This window comes from Mesorhizobium sp. WSM4828, assembly GCF_055811175.1.
The window spans coordinates 85858-104967 of the sequence record NZ_JBVVQK010000007.1 but is presented as its reverse complement, the minus strand read 5'-3'; the positions used below and the strand labels follow the sequence as shown (position 1 = coordinate 104967).

At 66.1% G+C, this 19110-nt stretch carries 18 protein-coding genes and 1 tRNA gene; 3 read left to right on the top strand and 16 right to left on the bottom strand.

Annotation, left to right across the window (positions count from 1 at the left end):
• Nucleotides 1–97 precede the first annotated feature (97 nt).
• From AC0L2X_RS10760 to AC0L2X_RS10750, 3 genes are read right to left on the bottom strand one after another with little or no spacing between them, the layout of a single operon-like run.
• Nucleotides 98–1315: an ABC transporter permease gene (locus AC0L2X_RS10760; RefSeq protein ID WP_473557434.1), complete on the bottom strand. Its 1218-nt coding sequence runs from the start codon at nt 1313–1315 to the stop codon at nt 98–100.
• A 2-nt stretch (nt 1316–1317) separates the two neighbouring features.
• Nucleotides 1318–2028 (bottom strand): ABC transporter ATP-binding protein, encoded by a 711-nt coding sequence (locus tag AC0L2X_RS10755; protein WP_473557436.1) that lies wholly within the window; start codon nt 2026–2028, stop codon nt 1318–1320.
• 2 nt (nt 2029–2030) lie between these two features.
• Complete coding sequence (locus AC0L2X_RS10750; protein WP_473557439.1) at nt 2031–3323, bottom strand: efflux RND transporter periplasmic adaptor subunit; 1293 nt, start codon at nt 3321–3323, stop codon at nt 2031–2033.
• A gap of 111 nt (nt 3324–3434) precedes the next feature.
• Between AC0L2X_RS10750 and AC0L2X_RS10745 the strand changes: the two genes are divergently transcribed.
• A complete protein-coding gene (locus tag AC0L2X_RS10745; RefSeq protein WP_473557441.1) occupies nt 3435–4340 on the top strand; it encodes a PhzF family phenazine biosynthesis protein in 906 nt (301 codons plus the stop codon).
• A 105-nt stretch (nt 4341–4445) separates the two neighbouring features.
• A tRNA-Lys gene (locus tag AC0L2X_RS10740) sits at nt 4446–4521 on the top strand.
• 95 nt (nt 4522–4616) lie between these two features.
• On the opposite strand, the gene AC0L2X_RS10735 is transcribed toward AC0L2X_RS10740, so the two are convergent.
• Genes AC0L2X_RS10735 through cbiE form a run of 8 tightly spaced genes read right to left on the bottom strand, consistent with a single transcriptional unit; the run spans nt 4617 to nt 11724 of the window.
• Nucleotides 4617–5357: a hypothetical protein gene (locus tag AC0L2X_RS10735; RefSeq protein WP_352564514.1), complete on the bottom strand. Its 741-nt coding sequence runs from the start codon at nt 5355–5357 to the stop codon at nt 4617–4619.
• Between the two features lie 26 nt (nt 5358–5383).
• Complete coding sequence (gene cobT, locus AC0L2X_RS10730; protein ID WP_473557444.1) at nt 5384–6394, bottom strand: nicotinate-nucleotide--dimethylbenzimidazole phosphoribosyltransferase; 1011 nt, start codon at nt 6392–6394, stop codon at nt 5384–5386.
• A gap of 24 nt (nt 6395–6418) precedes the next feature.
• Entirely contained in the window at nt 6419–7192 is a 774-nt protein-coding gene (cobS, locus tag AC0L2X_RS10725) for an adenosylcobinamide-GDP ribazoletransferase (protein WP_473557446.1), read from the bottom strand.
• Nucleotides 7193–7195: 3 nt separating this feature from the next.
• Nucleotides 7196–8545 (bottom strand): cobyrinate a,c-diamide synthase, encoded by a 1350-nt coding sequence (locus tag AC0L2X_RS10720; protein ID WP_473557449.1) that lies wholly within the window; start codon nt 8543–8545, stop codon nt 7196–7198.
• Nucleotides 8542–9348 carry a uroporphyrinogen-III C-methyltransferase gene (gene cobA / locus AC0L2X_RS10715; RefSeq protein WP_473557451.1) on the bottom strand — a complete coding sequence of 269 codons (807 nt, stop codon included), beginning with the start codon at nt 9346–9348 and terminating at the stop codon, nt 8542–8544. The genes AC0L2X_RS10720 and cobA overlap by 4 nt, the downstream gene beginning before the upstream one ends.
• Nucleotides 9345–10109, bottom strand: a complete 765-nt coding sequence (gene cobM / locus AC0L2X_RS10710; protein WP_473557452.1) for a precorrin-4 C(11)-methyltransferase — start codon at nt 10107–10109, stop codon at nt 9345–9347. The genes cobA and cobM overlap by 4 nt, the downstream gene beginning before the upstream one ends.
• The gene (locus tag AC0L2X_RS10705; RefSeq protein WP_023676642.1) at nt 10106–10486 is read right to left on the bottom strand and encodes a cobalamin biosynthesis protein; all 381 of its coding nucleotides are present in this window, start codon (nt 10484–10486) and stop codon (nt 10106–10108) included. The genes cobM and AC0L2X_RS10705 overlap by 4 nt, the downstream gene beginning before the upstream one ends.
• Nucleotides 10483–11724 (bottom strand): precorrin-6y C5,15-methyltransferase (decarboxylating) subunit CbiE, encoded by a 1242-nt coding sequence (gene cbiE / locus AC0L2X_RS10700; RefSeq protein ID WP_473557454.1) that lies wholly within the window; start codon nt 11722–11724, stop codon nt 10483–10485. The genes AC0L2X_RS10705 and cbiE overlap by 4 nt, the downstream gene beginning before the upstream one ends.
• Nucleotide 11725: 1 nt before the next feature.
• Between cbiE and AC0L2X_RS10695 the strand changes: the two genes are divergently transcribed.
• Nucleotides 11726–12499 (top strand): cobalt-precorrin-6A reductase, encoded by a 774-nt coding sequence (locus tag AC0L2X_RS10695; RefSeq protein ID WP_473557456.1) that lies wholly within the window; start codon nt 11726–11728, stop codon nt 12497–12499.
• On the opposite strand, the gene AC0L2X_RS10690 is transcribed toward AC0L2X_RS10695, so the two are convergent.
• The 5 genes from AC0L2X_RS10690 to AC0L2X_RS10670 are packed head-to-tail and all read right to left on the bottom strand — an operon-like array spanning nt 12463 to nt 19037.
• Nucleotides 12463–13227 carry a precorrin-3B C(17)-methyltransferase gene (locus AC0L2X_RS10690; RefSeq protein ID WP_473557459.1) on the bottom strand — a complete coding sequence of 255 codons (765 nt, stop codon included), beginning with the start codon at nt 13225–13227 and terminating at the stop codon, nt 12463–12465. The two genes, AC0L2X_RS10695 and AC0L2X_RS10690, sit on opposite strands and share 37 nt — an antisense overlap.
• The gene (locus AC0L2X_RS10685) at nt 13224–13982 is read right to left on the bottom strand and encodes a precorrin-2 C(20)-methyltransferase (protein WP_473557461.1); all 759 of its coding nucleotides are present in this window, start codon (nt 13980–13982) and stop codon (nt 13224–13226) included. The genes AC0L2X_RS10690 and AC0L2X_RS10685 overlap by 4 nt, the downstream gene beginning before the upstream one ends.
• Entirely contained in the window at nt 13979–14626 is a 648-nt protein-coding gene (locus tag AC0L2X_RS10680; protein WP_473557462.1) for a precorrin-8X methylmutase, read from the bottom strand. The genes AC0L2X_RS10685 and AC0L2X_RS10680 overlap by 4 nt, the downstream gene beginning before the upstream one ends.
• Complete coding sequence (gene cobG / locus AC0L2X_RS10675; protein ID WP_473557465.1) at nt 14623–16092, bottom strand: precorrin-3B synthase; 1470 nt, start codon at nt 16090–16092, stop codon at nt 14623–14625. Before cobG ends, AC0L2X_RS10680 begins: the two co-directional genes overlap by 4 nt.
• Nucleotides 16089–19037: a cobaltochelatase subunit CobN gene (locus AC0L2X_RS10670; protein WP_473557467.1), complete on the bottom strand. Its 2949-nt coding sequence runs from the start codon at nt 19035–19037 to the stop codon at nt 16089–16091. Before AC0L2X_RS10670 ends, cobG begins: the two co-directional genes overlap by 4 nt.
• Nucleotides 19038–19110 lie beyond the last annotated feature (73 nt).

Sequence of the window (19110 nt, the reverse complement as noted above, 5' to 3'; positions counted from 1 at the left end):
TCCCCAACAGCATTGTTATCATTGAAGATTGTGCTGCGACAAGGGCAGGTTGCACATAAAATTGGCAGCGTCGCGAGGCGACATTTGCTGCAACGCTCTATTCATGCCTCAGCGCGTCGATCGGATTGAGCCGCGCGCCGCGCAGCGCCGGGAAGAAGCCGAACACCATGCCGATCAGCGCGGAGAAGCCGACTGCAAGCAGGATGACCGCCGGGCTTGGCGCAAACGGGATCGTCAGCGTCACCGAGGCGAGGCCGGCAAGGGCCAGGCCGATCAGGATGCCGATGATGCCGCCAAGCAGCGACAGCACGGTTGCCTCGACCAGGAACTGGATGAGGATATGCTTTTCATGGGCGCCGATAGCGAGCCTGATGCCGATCTCGCGCGTGCGTTCGGTTACCGACACCAGCATGATGTTCATAATGCCGATGCCGCCGACGAGCAGGCTGACGCCGGCGACGGCACCGAGCATGCCAGTCATGGTGGTGGTCGCGCTGGCCATGGCATCGGCGATTTGGGTCATGTCGCGGATCGAGAAATCATCGTCACGGTCGGGCGTGATGCGGCGCGTGTCGCGCAAGATGTCCTCGACGCGCGTCTGCAGCACCGTGGTTGGCGTACGGTCGTCGGCGGCGACATAGATCGAATCGATGTCGCGGTTGCCGGCAATGCGACGCTGATAGGCGGCGAGCGGCATCAGCAAGACATTGTCCTGGTCCTGGCCGAAACCGGTATAGCCCTTCGGTTCGAGCAAGCCGATGATCTTGCAGGAGGTGCGGTTGACGCGGATGATCTCGCCTTCGGGGTCGCCGGCGCCGAAGAACTGCTGGCGCACCGTCTCGCCGATGAGGTAGACGCCGGTGCCCGAGCGGGTTTCCGAATCGCTGAACGGGCGGCCCGAAACCAGTTTCCAGTCGCGGGCATCGAGATAGGCGCTGTCGGTGCCGGTGACGCCCGAGGTCAGGCTTTCGGTGCCGAAAATGACGCGTACCTGCTTTTGCGAGGCCGGCGAGATGGCGCGCGCGCCGTCCAGATGCGCGGCAAGCGCTGCGAGGTCCTTGTCGCCCAGCGGTCGGACCACCTGATCGAGCCCTCCCGGGCCACCCGGCCCGGCAGGGCGGCCGGAACGGATGACGAGCAGGTTGCTGCCGAGCTTGGAAATATCGGACTTGACCTTCTCGGTGGTGCCCGAGCCGATGGTCAGCATGGCGATGACGGCGGCGACACCGATGACGATGCCGAGCAACGTCAGGAACGAGCGCAGCACGTTGCGGCGGATGGAGCGGAGCGAGAGGCGGACGGTTTCCCAGATCATGGCTAGGCCATCTCGAGGCTGGCTGTGTCCGAGGCGACATGGCCATCGAGGAAACGGATCGTGCGCTGCGCATAGCCGGCAACATCGGCTTCGTGCGTGACCATGGCGATGGTCAGGCCGAGCTCGCTGTTCAACTGCGTCAGGAGTTCCATGATCTCGTGCGTGCGGGCGGTGTCGAGATTGCCGGTCGGTTCGTCGGCGACGAGAAGCGTCGGCTTGGTGACGATGGCGCGGGCGATCGCCACGCGCTGCTGCTGGCCGCCGGACAGCTCGGCCGGCGTATGATGCTCGCGGCCGACAAGGCCGACCTCGGCAAGTGCCTGCATGGCAAGGCCGCGGCGCTCGCGGGCACCGACGCCGCGATAGATCAGCGGCAGTTCGACATTCTCGGCCGCCGTGGTGCGCGGCAAGAGATTATAGCCCTGGAAGACGAAGCCGACATAGAGGTTGCGCAGCTGAGCGCGGCGGTTGCGGTCGAGACGGCCGGCGTCGATGCCTTCGAAGCTGTAGGTCCCGGCCGTCGGCGTGTCGAGGCAGCCAATGACGTTCATGGCCGTCGATTTGCCCGAGCCGGACGGGCCCATGATGGCGACGAATTCGCCGCGCCTGATGGCGAGGTCGACGCCGGCCAGCGCGTGCACCTGGGCCTCGCCCTGGCCATAGCTTTTCCAGACCTTGTCGAAGCCTATGAGGGTGGTCGCGCCCGATGCCACGATCAGCTTCGCTGCTGCGAGGCGGTAATGACTTGTACGCCTTCCTCCAGGCCGGAGACGATCTCGGTCAGTTCGCCATCTGTCGAGCCGACCCTGACGTTGACCGGGTGCGGCCGGCCATTCTCCAGCAAGTAGAGCGTGCGCGAGCCGTCGGTGGGCTTCGTCGCCGCCTGGCGCTGGCGGTTGCCTCCGGGGCGTCCCATGCGACCGGTGAACAGGTCGGTGAGGCTCCAGCCGCGCTCCGCCGTCTGCGCCGGCCGGTAGCGGAAGGCGATCGATGGCACGGTTAGCACGTTTTTGGCCTGCTTGGTGATGACCGAGACGGTGGCAGTCATGCCGGGCCGTAACAGAAGCTCGCTATTGTCGACATCCAGCCTTGCATTGTAGGTGACGACGCCGTCGGTGGTGACCGAGGCATAGGAGATGTCGCGGATTTCGGCGTCGAATGGCCGTTCCGGGAAGGCATCGACGGTGAAGCGCGCATGCTGGCCGGGTTTGACGGCGCCGATGTCGGCCTCGTCGACCGCAGCTTTCAGCTCCATGTTCTTCAGATCGGCGGCGATGACGAACAGCACCGGCGCCTGCAGCGACGAGGCGACCGTCTGGCCGGGATCGACCGAGCGCGTCAGTATGATGCCGTCGATCGGAGCGTAGATGGCGCTCTTGGCAAGATCCGTCTGCTGCGCCTTGAGATCGGCATTGGCCATGGCGAGGTTGGCTTTGGCGATATCGAGCGCCGCCTTCGAGCGGTCGCGCGTGGCGGTTGCCGCTTCAAGCGACTGGTCCGTCGCCATGCCGCGCTTGGTCAGTTGCGCCGCGCGCGCCAGCGCCTTTTCGCTTTCGGCCAGGGTCACGGTGGCGTCCTCGACACTCGCCGCCGCTGCTTTGGCGGAGGCCTGGGCGCGCTCGATCTGCACCTCCAGCTTGGCGGTGTCGAGCGCGGCCAGCACATCGCCCTTCTTCACCAGTTGGTTCTCGTTGACCGAGACCGAGCGGACGACGCCGGAGAGTTCGCTGGAAATATCGACCTGGGTGAGGGGCTGCAGCGTGCCGGTAGCCGAAACCGCGACGGTAAGGTCGGCCATGGCGGCCAGTGTCGTGGTATACTCGATCTTGGCGGGCGAGCCCGCATACCACTGGTAGCCGACGACACTCGCGGCGACGGCAAGCAGTGCGAACACTGCGTAAAGCCAACCGCGACGGCGTTTTGTCTTCAGGCCCTGGTGGTCGGGCCCGAGCGCCGTCTCGATGGCGGAAGCGGATTCCGTCTTTGGCAGATTGACAATCTGGTCCACGCCGGACCCCTATGTTCAGTGATATCCCATCAGTGCACAAATCAGGCCTTATGGTTCAAAATTCAAATTAAATTTCGCTCATGTTGGGAATGAGGCAGAGGACTTACTGAGATGCAGCCGCGGAATTACTTGTTTTACGACGTATTCACCACCAACCGGCTGGCCGGCAATCCGCTGGCCGTGGTGCTCGACTGTGACGGGCTGGACGTTGCGGCGATGCAGGCGGTGGCGCGCGAGTTCAACCTGTCCGAAACCGTCTTCGTGCTGCCGCCGGACAACCCGAAGCACCGGGCCCGCATCCGTATCTTCACGCCCGACTACGAAATGCCGTTCGCCGGCCACCCAACCGTCGGCTCGGCGATAGCGCTCGCCGAAATGGCGGGAGAGGCCGCCGGCATCTTCGTGCTCGAGGAGAATATCGGCCCGGTGCGCTGCGCTGTCAGCAAGCACGATGGTTCGACCTTTGCCGAGTTCGACCTGGCGAAACTGCCGGCGCAGCTGGAATTGTCGGCCGATCCCGAGGCGATCGGCGCGGCCCTTGGCCTTGGGCCGCACGAGATCGGCTTCGAGAACCACCGCGTTTCATTCTGGTCGGCTGGAGTGCCTTACGTGACCATCCCCGTCGCCAATCTGGAGGCGGCTGCCCGGATCAGGCTGGACAACCAGGCGTGGTCGGAACTGGCACCGCGTAAAAGCGAATGGGCCTTCGCCAGCCCCTATGTCTATTGCCGCGAGACGGTGCACCACGACAGTGCCTTCCATGTCCGCATGATGGTGCCCGGCAATCCGTCCTACGAAGACCCGGCGACCGGCTCGGCGGCCGCCGCGTTCGCTGGCGCGATCATGCATTTCGACGGCCCGACCGACGGCGTTTCACAACTGTGGATCGAGCAGGGGCTGGAGATGGGCCGGCCTTCGCGCATTCGCCTCGAACTGAATGTCGAAGGTGGCAAACTGACGGCCGCCCGCATCGGCGGCCATGCGGTCAAGGTGGCGGAAGGCAGGCTTTTCATCTGACCATGTGCGGCACTTGGGCAATTTGTCGGGAAATGAATCGGCAGGGCTGGACATGGCGGATGTCGGCGGCTATATGCCCGCCAACGCCGGTTTTGCCGGCCGAGTGGGTGCGTAGCTCAGTTGGTAGAGCAGCTGACTCTTAATCAGCGGGTCCACAGTTCAATCCTGTGCGCACCCACCAAAAATCTTCAGGATTTGGTGGAAAGACCCTAGAACGTGTGACGGCGTTTTTGCACGTTGCACCTATCAGCCGGTTGCAGTCGGCGAGCCTGATTTCTATTGGATGGTGGGCCGTAGATAGGTGAGGGTTGCCCGCGTTATGGCCAGCACGCTTTCGACTTCTGTGAAGCTTGTTTTGCTTTTGCTGGCAATCCATTCGAGTTCAGGAACCCTTGGCAACCGAAGCGCGTCACATATTCCCGAACCCGACAGAATTGGGTGGTGGAAGGACGTCGGCTCGTCGTTTGCATAGTAGGGGAAGCGAAAATATAACCAGATTGGCCCGCCATACCCCAGCTTGATGGTCATTCCCACTGTAACCCTGTGGCCAAAAACGTCTTCGATGGCTCCATGAAAACTGAGGTCCCGAGCAACATAGTCGTATGATGAGTCCTGCAGCCCCATGGAATTCCACAGCGTCCAGCTGTGTGCTTTCAACTCCTTGTAGTTGGGAAATTTTGTCATCTCGGGAGTTAGGCGTGTAGGCGGGTCGCGGTAGCCTGTCTCCGTTCTCCATTCCTCCGCCGCGCTGCGAAGATCTTCAAAAGTCTGAACGATTTTCGGATTTGTCTTCTCGCCAGTGCAGATTGAAATCCGCCATCGAGAAATCATCTCGCACAGCTCTTCGACCGTATGGCCTGATCGCTCTGCCCAATCCTCCGTGGCCACTATCCACGGCGAATTGTATTTCAGCCCGGCAAAAGCTCCGCTCTTGCTGTCGAAATCTCCGATAATCCGAGCAAGAATATCGCGAAGCCCCTGTTTGGGGTCTCCGAAAATTTGTGAAGGTTGGTTCATCGACGCAGCCCGAACTTTGCGAGCGCTTACTTCTCCGAAACCCCCGCCTCCGCAAAGCTTGCCATGCGGGCATGGCATTCCAATGCCGAGCGGACGATGTTGACGGCGAGGCAGGCGCCGGAGCCTTCGCCGAGCCGCATGCCGAGGTCGAGCAGGGGCGGCAGCCCGAGCGCCTCCAACAGGCGGCGGTGGCCGGATTCGGCTGAGACGTGAGCGGCCATGGTGTGAGCTAGGCCGGCTGGGTGCAGCCCGGCCAAGGGTGCCGCGGCGGCGGTGCAGACGAAGCCGTCAAGCAGCACCGGCACGCCGAGATGGCGCGCCGCCAGTGTTGCGCCCAAGATCGCCGCAAGCTCGCGCCCGCCGAGGGCTGCCGCCACCTTCAGCGGATCGGCAAGCGCCGGGGCGTGGCGCTTCAGGCCGGCCTCGATGGCGACGATCTTGCGCACGAGGCCGGCGTCGTCGACGCCGGTGCCGCGCCCAGTCCATCGCTCCGCGCTACCGCCGAACAGCGCGGTCGAGATGGCTGCCGCCGGCGTGGTGTTGCCGATACCCATTTCGCCGAAACAGACTAGGTCGAGATCCCTGCTGATCGCGTCGTAGCCTGCCGAGACGGCGGCGAGAAAGGCCTCGTCGTCCATCGCCGGCCCTTGCGTGAAGTCGCCGGTTGGACGGTCGAGGTCGAGCGGGATGACGTCGAGTTCGGCGCCGGCGATGCGGGCAAGCTGGTTGATGGCGGCGCCGCCGCCAGCGAAATTCGCCACCATCTGCACGGTGACCTCCGAAGGGAAGGCCGACACACCTTGCGCGGTGACGCCGTGGTTGCCGGCAAAGACGAAGACCTTGACTCGGTCGAGCTTTGGCATGTCGCGGCCCTGCCAGCGCGCCAGCCAGGCGGCTATTGTCTCCAGCCGGCCGAGGCTGCCTTGCGGCTTGGTCAGCGTGTCCTGGCGGCGGGCGACGGCATGGGCGGCGGCGTCGCTGCCATTGGGCAGGTCGAGGCAGGCGGCGCGCAGTTCATTGAGTGATTTGAAAGGCATGGGGGCGAAATCTCCGAAACAGAGTCAGGAAAGGGAAACGGAAGCGACGAGCAGGATTGCGATCTCGCCGAGCTGCTGGAGGGCACCGACGGTGTCGCCGGTTTGACCGCCGATCTGGTTGATACACAGCGCGCGGAAGGCGGCAAACATGAGCGCAAGCAGGATGAGGGCGAAAACGGCGGCGCCGAACCCAAGCGCCAGCAGCGCGACCGCACCGAGCGCGGTACCGATACCGGCAGTTTCGGCCGTGACTGTGCCTGCATCAACCGAGAGGCCGTCGCTGCGAGCGGGCGGCAGCAGGTGCATGAAGGCGCCGAGCAGGCCGCGCGAAGCCGCTTGCGCGGCAATGAGGGCCCAAAGGACATGAGCCGGGCCGGCGAAACCAGAGAGCACGCTCCAGCGGATCAGCAGCGAGATGCCGAGCGCGCAGGCGCCGTAGGCACCGATGCGGCTGTCGCGCATGATCTCCAGTTTCCTGTCGCGCGTCTTGCCGCCGCCAAAGCCGTCGGCGACATCCGAAAGCCCGTCTTCATGCAGGCAGCCAGTGGCAAGCAAGATCGCGGCAAGGGTCAACGCTGCAGCAGGACCCTCGGCAAGGCCGAGCCTCGTCCCGACGGCGTAGACCAGCGCACCGGCCAGAGCGACGGCGAGACCGGCAACGGGTGCAGCCCAGATCGCAGCGGCAAGGCTGCGGCCACCGAAGTCGGCTCTCGGCAGCGGTAGCCGGGTGAAGAAGACGAGGCAAAGCGCGATGTCTTCGAGAATTTGCTGTTGCGAGGGGATCTGGAGTTTGAGCATGATCTATTCCGAAAACCGGCTACCACTTTTCGGGATCATGCTCTCGCCCCTCGCAATGGCATGGAAGAAGGTGCCGCTGACATTTTCGCGCCGGTAGCCAGAGGCGCCGAGCGGGTTTCCTTGTCCGTCGGCGAGATCGGCCAGCGGCTCGTCATTGCCGGTCGCAACCATCTGCGCGTAGTGGAATTCATGGCCGCGGATCAGCGTGCCTTGGCTGCCGAGCGGACACGCGGAACGCAGGCGCGCCTCGCGGTAGCCGAGATTCATCTTGCGCTTGGCGAAGCTGGTCGAATGACCGAGCAGGCCGAGCATCCGATGCGTCTCGCCCGACGCGTCCTCGAGCGCCTCGCCGAGCACCATGAAGCCGCCGCACTCGCCATGCACCGGCCGCGTGGCGGCCAACCGCGCCATGCCGGCCCTGAAATTCGCCGCGGCCGCGAGGCGGCCGGCGTGCAGCTCGGGATAGCCGCCGGGCAGCCAGCAGACATCGCAATTGTCGCCAGGCGCCTCATCGGCGAGCGGCGAGAACGGAACGATCTCGGCGCCGGCCTTGCGCCAATGCGTGGCGACATGCGGATAGAGGAAGGTGAAGGCGGCGTCCTCGGCGAGCGCGATGCGCTGGCCAGGCGGCGGCAGCGCGTCGCCGAAATTGCCCGGCGCGGGCGTGAATGGCGCCGCCAGCGCCATGATGGCGTCAAGGTCGAGCGAGCGCTCGACCATGTCGGCCAGCCGGTCGAGATGCGCCATCAGATTCTCATATTCGCCGGCCTGGACGAGGCCGAGATGGCGCTCGGGCAGGTTGAGTGAGGGATCGCGCAGGATGGCGCCGACGACAGCCAGGCCGAGTGCCTCGATGGCATCGCCGCATAGCCGGCGGTGGCGCTCGCTGCCCAGCCGGTTGAGCACGACGCCGGCCATGCGTACATCCGGGTCATAGGTGGCAAATCCCTTGGCGACGGCCGCTGCCGTGGTCGACTGGCCGGAGACATCGAGCACCAGCAGCACCGGCAGGCCGTAGAGCCGGGCAAGGTCGGCAGCCGAGCCGGACCGTCCTGGAGCAGCCGGAATCCCGTCGAACAGGCCCATGGCGCTTTCGAGGAAGATAAAATCGGCATCTTCGGTCGCTTCGCCGGCCAGTGCGTTGAGCAGGGCGGGCGGCATTGCCCAGCTGTCGAGATTGACGCCGGACAGGCCCGTGGCGGCGGTGTGGAAGCCGGGATCGATATAATCCGGGCCGGATTTGGCGCCGCGCACTTTCAGGCCGCGCCGGGCGAGCGCGCGCAAGATGCCGATGGTGACGCTGGTCTTGCCCGAGCCCGAGCGCGGCGCGCCGATGATGATGGCGCGGGTCATGGCTCGCCCGCCAGTGCCGCGCGCATGCCGACGATGCCGCCGACGACGATCAGCGCCGGCGAGGTCAAGCCGGCTGCCGCCGCTTCCTCGGCAATTGTGACGAGCGTGGCGACGACGATACGCTCCTGCGGCGTCGTCGCGGCAACGATAACCGCGGCGGGCGTCGAAGATGGCAGGCCGCCCTCGAGCAGCGAGGCGGCGATCAGCGGCAGGTTGGCCATGCCCATATAGATGACCACCGGTTGGCCGGTACGGGCGATGGCCGCCCAGTCGAGATCGTCATCGGTGCCAGCGGCATGGCCGGTCGCCAGGATCAGCGCCTTATTGATGCCGCGCATGGTGCCGGGAATGCCGGTCGCGGCCAGCGCGCTGAGGCCGGACGTCAGGCCAGGCAGGATGCGGAACGGGATAGTTTCCCCGGCCAGCGCCAGCGCCTCTTCGCCGCCACGCCCGAAAATATAGGGGTCGCCGCCCTTCAGTCGGACGACGCGCCGGCCCTCGCGCGCCAGCCGGACCAGCAGAGCGGTGATGTCGTCCTGCTTCATCGACGGCTTCCCACCGCGTTTGCCGGCATAGAACAGTTCCGCGCCCTCGGCGACGGCGACGACTTCCGGCGAGACCAGCGCATCATAAACCAGCGCGTCGCACTGTCCGAGGGCGGCCAGCACTTCCAGCGTCAGGCAGCCGGGATCGCCAGGGCCGGCGCCAGCCAGCCAGACATGCCCGGGCTCAAGCTGGCGCGGCTTGAAGTTGAGCCGGGTGAGCGCCTGCTCGACCGTAGTGTTTCTGGTGCTGCCGCTCACAATCCGTTCCGTCCGCGAAAGCGCCGCTGGTAGTGCGCGTCGTACAGTGAACTTTCGCCAAAGCCCTCCGCTGCCAGCGAGCGGCCGACGAAGATGATTGCCGTGCGTTCCATCGGATCGGCGGCCAGTTGCGCTTCAATTGTCGCCAGCGTGCCGGTCAGCACGCGTTCGTCCGGCCAGGAAGCACGGAAGACGACCGCGACCGGGCAGTCGGCGCCGTAATGCGGCGTCAGCTCGGCGACGACGCGGCCGATGGCGTGGATGGCAAGGTGGATGGCGAGCGTGGCGCCGGTGCGGCCGAAGCCGGCCAGGGTTTCGCCGGGAGGCATTTTCGAGGCGCGGCCGGAGATGCGTGTCAGCACCAGGCTTTGCGCGACTTCTGGAATGGTCAGCTCGCGGCGCAGCGCTGCCGCCGCGGCGGCAAAAGACGGCACGCCCGGCGTCAGCGTGTAAGGGATGCCGTGCTTTTCCAACCGGCGGATCTGTTCGGCAACGGCGCTCCAGACCGAAAGATCGCCGGAATGCAGGCGGGCGACGTCATGGCCGGCCGCGTGGGCTGCCAGATATTCGGCCTCGATCTCGTCGAGCGACATCGGCGCGGTGTCGATCAACCGCGTTCCAGGCGCGCAGTGCTGCAACAGCTCCGGCGCAACAATCGATCCGGCATAGAGGCAGACGGTACAACTGCCGAGCAGGCGGCTGCCGCGCAAGGTGATCAGGTCGGCTGCACCCGGGCCGGCGCCGATGAAGTGAACGGTCATGCCGCATCTCCGCTGATGGCGATGGCGCAGGTGACAGCACCGAGCACCGTGCGCGGCCCGAGCAGTTTTGCGCCTTTGCCGGCGGCGGCAAGCGCCGAGGCTTCGGAAACCGACGGCGTGCCGGCATGCTCCTGCGATAGGTCGGAACGGCTGGTCGTAGATGCGGCTTTGAGTTCGTCCTGCTCGACAACGATTACCGGAAGGCGGAGTTCGCGTCCGGCGGCGAAGATTGCCGCTTCATCCTGCTTGAGAGACGCGGTTGCGAGGGCTGAAAGCGCGGGCAGGGCAAGCCCGTGCGCCTCCAGTGCGGTTTCTACCGCAGCAAGCACGTCGCGTGCGCTGACGCCTTTGCGGCTGCCGATGCCCGCAACCATCATGGCTTCACCCAGCTCCATTGGGTAACCGGCATAGCTGGCCGCCAGGCCTGCATCGAACCGACCCGCGAAGCACGGGATATAGCGATGCGGGTGAGTTCGCCGCCGAGCTTGGTGTGCTGGGCGAGAAGCCGCGCCTCCATCTCCAGCGTTACTGCGTTGGCAACGAGGCGGCCGCCGGCAGGCAAGGCATCGAGGGCTCCTTCCAGCACGCCGGCATCGCTGCCGCCGCCGCCGATGAAGATCGCGGCCGGCGTTTCCAGCCCGGCAAGAGCTCGCGGTGCCGAACCTTCGACGACGGCGAGACCGGGAACGCCGCAGGCCACGGCGTTGCGTCGGATGCGGGCGGCGCGGGCCGGATCGGCCTCAACGGCGATGGCGCGCATGGAAGGATGGGCCAGCATCCATTCGATGCCAATGGAGCCCGAGCCGGCGCCGATGTCCCACAACAGTTCGCCGCGCCTTGGCGCGAGAGCGGACAGGGTGACGGCGCGCACTTCGCGCTTGGTGATCTGGCCGTCATGCTCGAACAAATGATCGGCAAGTCCCGCTGTCAGCGGCAGGATGCGTGCTTGCGGAGTCGAATCAACTTCGATCGCGAGCACGTTGAGCGGATTGATCTTTGCGAGGTCGAAGGTGCCGGCGCTCGCCGAGCGCAGCCTTTCGTTCGGGCCGCCGAGCGCCTCCAGGACCGTCAGCCGCGAGGCGCCGAAGCCGAGCTCTGTCAGCAGACCGGCAATCGCTCCCGGTGCGTCGCTGTCCGAGGTCAGCGCGAGAATGCGGGTGCAAGGATGTAGCAACGGCCGGATCAGGTCGAGCGAGCGGCCATGCAGCGAAATGGTCTCGACGTCCTGCAGTCCCCACCCCAGGCGTGAGGCGGCCAGTGAGAAGGCCGAGGGCGCGGGGATCACTCGCATATCCTCCGCCGCGACCTTGCGGGCGAGGGTGACGCCGACACCGTGGTAGAAGGGATCGCCAGAGGCCAGCACGCAGACGCGTCTGCCGGAGAGCGCCAGCACGTCGCGCAGCTCGGCATCGAAAGGCGTCGGCCAGGCGCGCGCTTCACCTTTGGCGAGTGACGCGACGAGGGCAAGGTGACGCTTGCCGCCGAAGACGAATTCGGCCTCCGCGATCAACCGCTTGGCCTCGTCGCCGAGACCCGCTACACCGTCCTCGCCGATGCCGATGATCGTGAGCCACTTTGAGGTAAGCTTGGCACCGAGCGGACCTTCAGCAGGCATGATGACCCACCGCATTCTGATCCTCGGCGGAACCACCGAAGCCCGGCAACTGGCCGGAAAGCTGGCCGCGCGCGCGGATATTTCGGTCATGCTGTCGCTGGCCGGCCGCACCGAAAGCCCGGTCGCGCAAGGGGTGCCGGTGCGGGTCGGCGGCTTCGGCGGTGCCGGCGGGCTGGCGGCGTACCTCCGCCAGAACAAGATCGACCTGCTGATCGACGCCACGCATCCCTATGCGGCGCGAATCTCCGCCAATGCGGCGGAAGCAGCGCGCATGACCGCCGTGCCTATCGTTGCGCTCAGGCGTCCGGGCTGGGACCCAGCCGAAGGTGACCTCTGGATGTTGGTCGATAGTGTTGCCAGCGCGGTGACGGCTCTGGGATCGGTGCCGCGCCGCGCGTTCCTGGCGCTCGGACGGCAGGAGGTCGCTGCCTTCGAGGCAGCTCCCCAGCATCATTATCTCATCCGCAGTGTCGACCCGGTCGAGCCCAGGCTCGCTCTGCCCGACGCGACCTATCTCTTGGCGCGCGGGCCGTTTCATGAGGTCGATGAGCGCGCGCTGCTTCAAGAGCACCGCATCGATGTCGTCGTTTCCAAAAACAGCGGCGGCGAGGCGACCTACGGCAAGATCGCGGCGGCGCGAGCGCTGGGAATCGAGGTTGTGATGATCCGCAGGCCGGCGCTGCCGGACGTCGCGTCGACCGAAACGATCGAATCTCTTGCCGCTATGGTCGATCATTTTCATGTTCTTGGGCCCGCTGCCGAACGCGGCGTGTAGACCAGCGCCGCCTTGTCACCCCGCTTGATGATCCTGGTTTCCGGCGAGCCGATAATGATGCAGGTCGCCATGTCGGCTTTCGCGGCATCGGCGTCGGCCAGTAGAAAAACCTCGATGCGCTCGTCGGGACGGCCGGCGGCGCGGCCAAAGATCACCGGCGTGGTGCCGGGCAGGATCGCCGACAGGCATTCGAAGGCGCGGCCAAGCTGCCAGGGGCGTGCCTTGCTGATCGGATTGTAGAGCGCGATGACGAAGCCGGCGCCGGCTGCCGCCAAAAGGCGCAGCTCGATCAGGTCCCACGGCTTCAGATTGTCGGACAGCGAGATGGCGCAGAAATCATGGCCGAGCGGCGCACCGATGCGGGCTGCAACGGCGAGCATGGCGGTGATACCGGGCACGATGGCGATGTCGACCGCGCGCCATTCGACCGGCCCCGCCTCGATCGCCTCGCAGACGGCCGCCGCCATGGCGAAGACGCCGGGATCGCCGCCCGATACGACGGCGACATCGTGGCCTTCCGCGGCCTTCAGCAGTGCGTCCCTGGAGCGGGCGAGTTCCTCGCGATTGTCGGAGGCGATGCGGGTCTGGTCCGCGCGCAGGTCGAGCCGGTCAAGATAAGGCTTGTAGCCGTAGAAGAATTTCGCCTCGGCGACGGCGCGGCTGGCTTCCGGCGTCACCTGGTCGGCGTTGCCTGGCCCCAGGCCGATGACGGTCAGGCGGCCGCTCATGCTTCGGCTCTCAATGCATTTGGCCGCCCCGACCAGCCGGCCACCAGCACGATGGCGAAATAGGGCGCCTGGTCGTCCTTTTTGTCCGCAAGCCGCATCGAGACACCGCCTGGCATGGTGCCGCGCTCGACATAGATTGCCCGCGCCAGCTTGTCGGTTGCCTCCAGCGCGCGCCTGATCTTGGGCAGGTTGCGGCCGACTTTCATGATCACCGCGGCATCGGTGTCGGCAAGGCGGCGCGTCAGCTCGAATTCGCTCATGGTGCCCGGCAGCACCGTCAGCACATCGTCGCCCTGGACGATAGGCAGGCCGGTCGCCGACCAGCAGCCGGACATGGCGGTGACGCCGGGAATGACTTCGGTCGGAAAGCGGTGCGCCAGCCGGACATGAAGATGCATGTAGGAGCCGTAGAAAAGCGGATCGCCTTCCGAAAGCACCGCGACCATCCTGCCGGTGCTGAGGTGCTCGGCGACCGTTTCGGCCGACTGCTCGTAGAAATCCGTTATCTGCGACCGGTAATCGCTGTGGTCCTTGTCGATCTCGGTCGTCACCGGGTAGAGCAGCGGCAGTTCGATCAGATCAGGGCGAAAATGCGCGCCGACAATGGCGCGCGCATTGCTGTTGTTGCCGCGCTTGGCGAAATGCGCAACGACATCGGCCTCGGCCAGCGCGCGCACCGCCTTCAGGGTCAAAAGTTCCGGGTCGCCGGGACCGGTGCCGACGCCGACCAGCCGACCTTTTGCGATCGCATTCATAGGCCTGGCCTCGCCAACGCATTGAGGGCGGCGGCGGTCATGGCGCTGCCGCCCAGCCGGCCGCGCACGATGGCGTAATGCACGCCATAGGAATTTTCGGCCAGCGCATCCTTCGATTCAGCAGCACCGACAAACCCGACCGGCATGCCGATGATCGCCGCCGGCTTCGGCGCGCCGGCGCGCAGCTTTTCCAGCAGATAGAAAAGGGCTGTCGGCGCATTGCCGATGGCGACGACCGAACCGGCCACGCGCTCGCCCCACAGGTCGATCGCTGCGGCCGAGCGGGTGTTGCCGATCTTTTTCGCGATGTCGGCGGTCCGCGGATCGCGCAGCGTACAGATCACCTCGTTGCCGGCCGGCAGCCGGGCGCGCGTGACGCCGTGCGAGACCATCTGCGCGTCGCAGAAGATCGGCGCGCCGGCGCCCAGCGCCGTGCGCGCAGCGGCGACGAAATCGCTCGAGAAAACGAAGTGCTGCGCAGCCTCGACCTGACCGCAGGCATGGATCATGCGGATAGCGACATCGGCCTCGGCTTCGGAAAAGCGCGACAGGTCGGCCTCGGCGCGGATAATGGCGAAGGAGCGCTCGTAGATCGCCGTGCCGTCACGGACGTAGTCGTAGGCGTTCTGGGCGGGCATGCTCATTCCTGTCGGTAGATTTCGGTGATGCCGGCCGCGCCGAGCCTTACCAGGCAAGCAGCAGCAGTTTCGCCGGGATGTCGTGCGCTGCGGATCGCCGCTGCAATGCGGCCGATGCCGTGCCCGGCTTCGTAGCCCGGCCTGTATCCGGCGGGCAATGCCTTTGCCGTCCCGTCCACGACAAGTCCGGCTCCGTTTTCGCCACCGACCAGGGTCAACACCGCCGGACCAGGATGGGCGCAACCCTTGGCGCAGCCGGAGATGTGCAGCGTCAGCGAGGAATCGAGGATGTCGCGGTTTTCAGCGGCGATGGTCTCGGCGATTTCGCGCGTGGCTATGCGCCCGGAGGCACAGGCGGGTGCGCCGGGGCAGGCGGCGATTTTCGTGCGCGGATCAGCTGCGTCGGTGACAAAGCCGACGGTTGCGGCGGTTTTCTGGAGTGAAAGACATGCGGCTGGGGAGAGGCCAAGCAAAAGCAGCGCGCGACCTGGCGCCAGGCGGATTTCGGTGGCGCCGAGGGTGAGGGCGTATTGGGTGAGATCGATAAGTTCTTGCGCTGGTATGCTGCCGAACGGCAGGCCGATGCCGAGGGCGATTGCGGCTGCGGCCAAGTCGAAAACTCCGATAGGCTGGCGTTCCTTCGCGCCCCCCTCTGTCCTGCCGGACATCTCCCCCTCTAGGGGGGAGATTGCGCTCTCGTTGCTGGTTTCGCCAATCCCCAAAGTTGCAGAGGGAGAGCCGGCCGTGGAATTGCCAATCTCCCCCCTAGAGGGGGAGATGTCCGGCAGGACAGAGGGGGGCGCGACGGAACGCCAACTTGCCAGAGATCTCAGCTGTCTCTCCGTCAAATCCCGCGCATGCGCATCGCGGCCCTTTTCAGCAACCATCCTGAGAATAGCGACGGCAATATCACAAGCCGCATCCTCCTCGGCCATAACGAGCGGCATCGCAGTCTGACCGTCGCCGGCGACAGCCACCTGCCACTGCGTTCGCGCCCCGGTCCGCATCGCGACCAGCCTGACATCGGCCGTAACTGCATCCATTGTCAGCTGCCCGCCGCCGTCGACGATCACGGAGACCTTCGGGCCAAGGCGTTGTGTAACACCCGCGTCCTCAATTGCCGCCCGAATCCGCTCGGCAAGCGGGCGCGGGTCGGCGATTTCCTCCGGGTCGAGCCCGGCCAGCGGGCCGGTCTCGACCGGCACGCCGGTGCGCACCGCGATGCCCAGCGCATCGACCTCCATCGCCAGCAGCCGCGCGCTTGCCGGCGTCAGGCCTCGGATCTGCAGGCTGCCGCGGGCGGTCACTTCCATGATGCCGTTGCCATGGCGCAAGGCGGATTCGCAGAGTCCGATCAAGGATTTCGGCAACAGTCCTCCAGCGACCGGATTGAGCCGCACCAGCAGCCCGTCGCCGGTCTGCATCGGCGCGGACAAGGCAGGGCAGGCGCCGCGTCGGGAGAAAGCGTTCATGCCGCCACCCCCAGCGCTTGGGCTTCGGCAATTAGCGCGGCGAGATCGTCATCGATCGAATTGCGCAGCGGATGCCACAGACCGCGCCGCCGAGCCGAGAGAAACCGCTCGGCAATCACCTTCGCCGCCGTCGGGTTCTCGCGCAGGATAAAGGCGCGAACAACGGGGTCGCCGAGATAGGCGTCGTGCACGGCCTCGATCAGCGTGCCTGATATGGCATGGGTGGTCTCGGCGAAGCCGACAAGCCGATCAACCGTCTCGGCGAATTCCGAAGCGCCGCGCGGCCCGTGCCGCATCTGGCCGGCGATGAAGCGCGGGTTAACCGCGCGCGCCCGCACGACCCGGGATACGGCCTCACCAACCGAGCGCGGCTTCGGCTTTTGCGGGTCCGTAGTGTCGAGCACGATCACGTCAGCGTTTTTGCCGAGCGCGGCAAGTGCTGCCGAAAAGCCGCCGATGAAGGCGACGTCGGCCGAGCCTTCGAGGATGTCGCGGCCGGGGTCGTCGCCGGTATGAACCAGAAGGTCGGCCTCAGCGATGCGGCCCTCAAAAGCGCCGGGCGCCGAAACGCCTTCGCCCTCGGAGCCGCCATAGGCGTGCGAGCTGGCGGCGAGATAGGTGCGGCCGATCTCTTCGCGCGCGGCCCAGTCACCGCTCGACAACAAGTCCTCGACGCCGGCGCCGTAGGTCCCGGGTGAGGTGCCGAAAATGCGCGGACTGATCTTGCCGTCTGCACGGGTTCTCGCCGCGAGCGGGTTTTCGGAAGCGTCCTCGTCCCGGGCGGCGACGGTGTTGCCCGCGGCATCGATCAGCGCGATCTGGGTCGGGAACATGTCGCGGAACAGGCCTGATATGCGCCAGGTGACATCGACGCGCGGACGGCCGAGCGTTGCCGGCGGCAGCACTTCTATGCCGGTGATGCGGCCGGTGGCGGAATCCCATTGCGGCCGGCAGCCCATCAGCGCCAGGCCTTGCGCGATCTCCTCGCCGCCGGTGCGCAGCGAGGCCGAGCCCCAGAGGTCGATGACCAGCGAGCGCGGCCAGTCGCCATGCGATTGCATGTAGCTGCGCAAGACCTCGTCGGCGGCCGCCCTGCCGAGATCGAAGGATGTCGGCGTCGGCATGGTGCGCGGGTCGGCGGTAAACAGATTGCGGCCGGTCGGCAGCACATCGCGCCGGCCACGCGCCGGTGCACCGGCCGGACCGGCAGCGACATGGCGGCCGTCGAGGGCGGCAAGCAGTGCTGCTTTCTCGGCTGTCGCGCTTTGCTCGCGCAGCGGATCAGCCTCGCCTTCCGGCGACCGGCCGTAAATGTGCAGGCCGTCCTTGATGGCGAAATCCTTGAGATCGCAGAGCCAGGCGTCGATGCGGCGCAGCGCTTCGTCGGGAGCGTCGGTTTGGGCAACCCCGGCTTCCGAGGCGAGGCCAGTTTTTTGCGCGGTTTCGACGATCAGTCTCGCCAGGCGGTCGCGGCGGCGGCGGTCGAGCCCGTCGGCCTGGGCATATTCGTCGACCAGTCGTTCAAGCCTATGCTGGTTTTCGTCCAGCCCGGCGCCGGTCAGCGGCGGCGGAAGATGGCCAAGCGTGACGGCGGCAATGCGCCGCTTGGCCTGCGCTGCCTCGCCGGGGTTGGAGACGATGAACGGATAAATGACGGGCAGGGCGCCGGTGACGATTTCGGGAAAGCAGTTTTCGCTGAGCGCCACGGTCTTGCCGGGCAGCCATTCCAGCGTGCCGTGGGCGCCGACATGGACGAGGGCATGGATGCCGAGCGACTTGCGCAGCCAGAGGCCGAAGGCGATCAGCGCATGACGCGGCGGCAGTGTCGAGTCGTGGTAGTCGGCGCGGCGGTTCGTGGAGCGCCCGCGATCGGGCGCGAGTGCCACGGTGACGTTGCCGAAGCTGGCGGCGCGGAAGGCGAATTGCCTGTTGTTTACCGGATTTGAAGGTTGGCGTTCTGTCGCGCCCCCCTTTGTCCTGCCGGACATCTCCCCCACTTGGGGGGAGATTGCGCCCTCATATCTGCTTTCGCCAATCTCCAACGCTGTAGGAAGAGAGCCGGCAATGGAGCCGCCAATCTCCCCCCTCGTGGGGGAGATGTCCGGCAGGACAGAGGGGGGCGCCTCGCATAAACCTGTTTCGTCTTCCGCCTTTCCCCAAGCCGCCGTCACGGCAGCTATCGCTTCAACAGGCAATTCCGTTGAAAGGTCGAGATAGTCCTCAAACCCCAACCCTTCACCTCCACGCCCCAGCATCTCCAGCAACTCGCGCGGCGTTTGCGGAATCCTTTCAACGGCGTAGCCCTGTTCGCTCAGGTCATGCAGCATTGCCAGCACGCTGGACGGCACGTCGAGGCCGACGGCGTAGCCGGTGCGACCGGGGGCGCTCGGATAGTCGGGGATCAGGATGGCGAGCTTGCGCTCCGCACGCGGCGTTCGCTGCAGGCGCACGAAGGCCTCGATACGGTTCGCCACTTGCGCGATGCGGTCCGGCTCCGGGCGGTTGGCGAAAGCACGAAAGGCCAATGCGGGATCGGTTTCGCTTTCGCCCTTGAATGAAATGGCGCCGGCGAGAATGCGGCCGTCGAGCTCGGGCAGGACGACATGCATGGCAAGGTCGGCAGGCGCCAGGCCGCGCTGGTTACCTTGCCAGATATCGCGGCGGGTGGTCGCGACGATGACCTGGAACACCGGTACGCCGGCGCGGTCGAACAGGGTTTCAACGCCGGGCTCGGCCCCGGAGGCGAAAGCTGTGGCGGTGACGATGGCGGCAGGCTTCAGGGTTGCGAGCGCGGTTTCGACAAAGGCGAGGGACGTTGGGTCCTTCAGGCTGGAAACGAAGATGGGGACGGGGGTGATGCCGCGTTGGCGCAGGGCTTCGAAAAGCGCGTCGATCGGCGCGACATCGGCGGCGAGCAGCATTGAGCGGTAGAAGAGAATTGGCACGACGTCCCCCTCCCCCTCGAGGGGAGGGTGGCCCGCCCGGCCCGGTGGGGGGGGCGCGGCCGGGGGCGACGGT

Bases quoted from the DNA above. Each gene is read 5' to 3' on its own strand.
- AC0L2X_RS10720 (WP_473557449.1), bottom strand. From the start codon at position 8,545: ATGACCCGCGCCATCATCATCGGCGCGCCGCGCTCGGGCTCGGGCAAG.
- AC0L2X_RS10735 (WP_352564514.1), bottom strand. From the start codon at position 5,357: ATGAACCAACCTTCACAAATTTTCGGAGACCCCAAACAGGGGCTTCGC.
- AC0L2X_RS10695 (WP_473557456.1), top strand. From the start codon at position 11,726: ATGACCCACCGCATTCTGATCCTCGGCGGAACCACCGAAGCCCGGCAA.
- cobS (WP_473557446.1), bottom strand. From the start codon at position 7,192: ATGCTCAAACTCCAGATCCCCTCGCAACAGCAAATTCTCGAAGACATC.
- cobT (WP_473557444.1), bottom strand. From the start codon at position 6,394: ATGCCTTTCAAATCACTCAATGAACTGCGCGCCGCCTGCCTCGACCTG.
- AC0L2X_RS10685 (WP_473557461.1), bottom strand. From the start codon at position 13,982: ATGAATGCGATCGCAAAAGGTCGGCTGGTCGGCGTCGGCACCGGTCCC.
- AC0L2X_RS10745 (WP_473557441.1), top strand. From the start codon at position 3,435: ATGCAGCCGCGGAATTACTTGTTTTACGACGTATTCACCACCAACCGG.
- AC0L2X_RS10680 (WP_473557462.1), bottom strand. From the start codon at position 14,626: ATGAGCATGCCCGCCCAGAACGCCTACGACTACGTCCGTGACGGCACG.
- AC0L2X_RS10760 (WP_473557434.1), bottom strand. From the start codon at position 1,315: ATGATCTGGGAAACCGTCCGCCTCTCGCTCCGCTCCATCCGCCGCAAC.
- cbiE (WP_473557454.1), bottom strand. From the start codon at position 11,724: ATGCCTGCTGAAGGTCCGCTCGGTGCCAAGCTTACCTCAAAGTGGCTC.
- cobM (WP_473557452.1), bottom strand. From the start codon at position 10,109: ATGACCGTTCACTTCATCGGCGCCGGCCCGGGTGCAGCCGACCTGATC.
- cobG (WP_473557465.1), bottom strand. From the start codon at position 16,092: ATGAACGCTTTCTCCCGACGCGGCGCCTGCCCTGCCTTGTCCGCGCCG.
- AC0L2X_RS10690 (WP_473557459.1), bottom strand. From the start codon at position 13,227: ATGAGCGGCCGCCTGACCGTCATCGGCCTGGGGCCAGGCAACGCCGAC.
- AC0L2X_RS10705 (WP_023676642.1), bottom strand. From the start codon at position 10,486: ATGATGGTTGCGGGCATCGGCAGCCGCAAAGGCGTCAGCGCACGCGAC.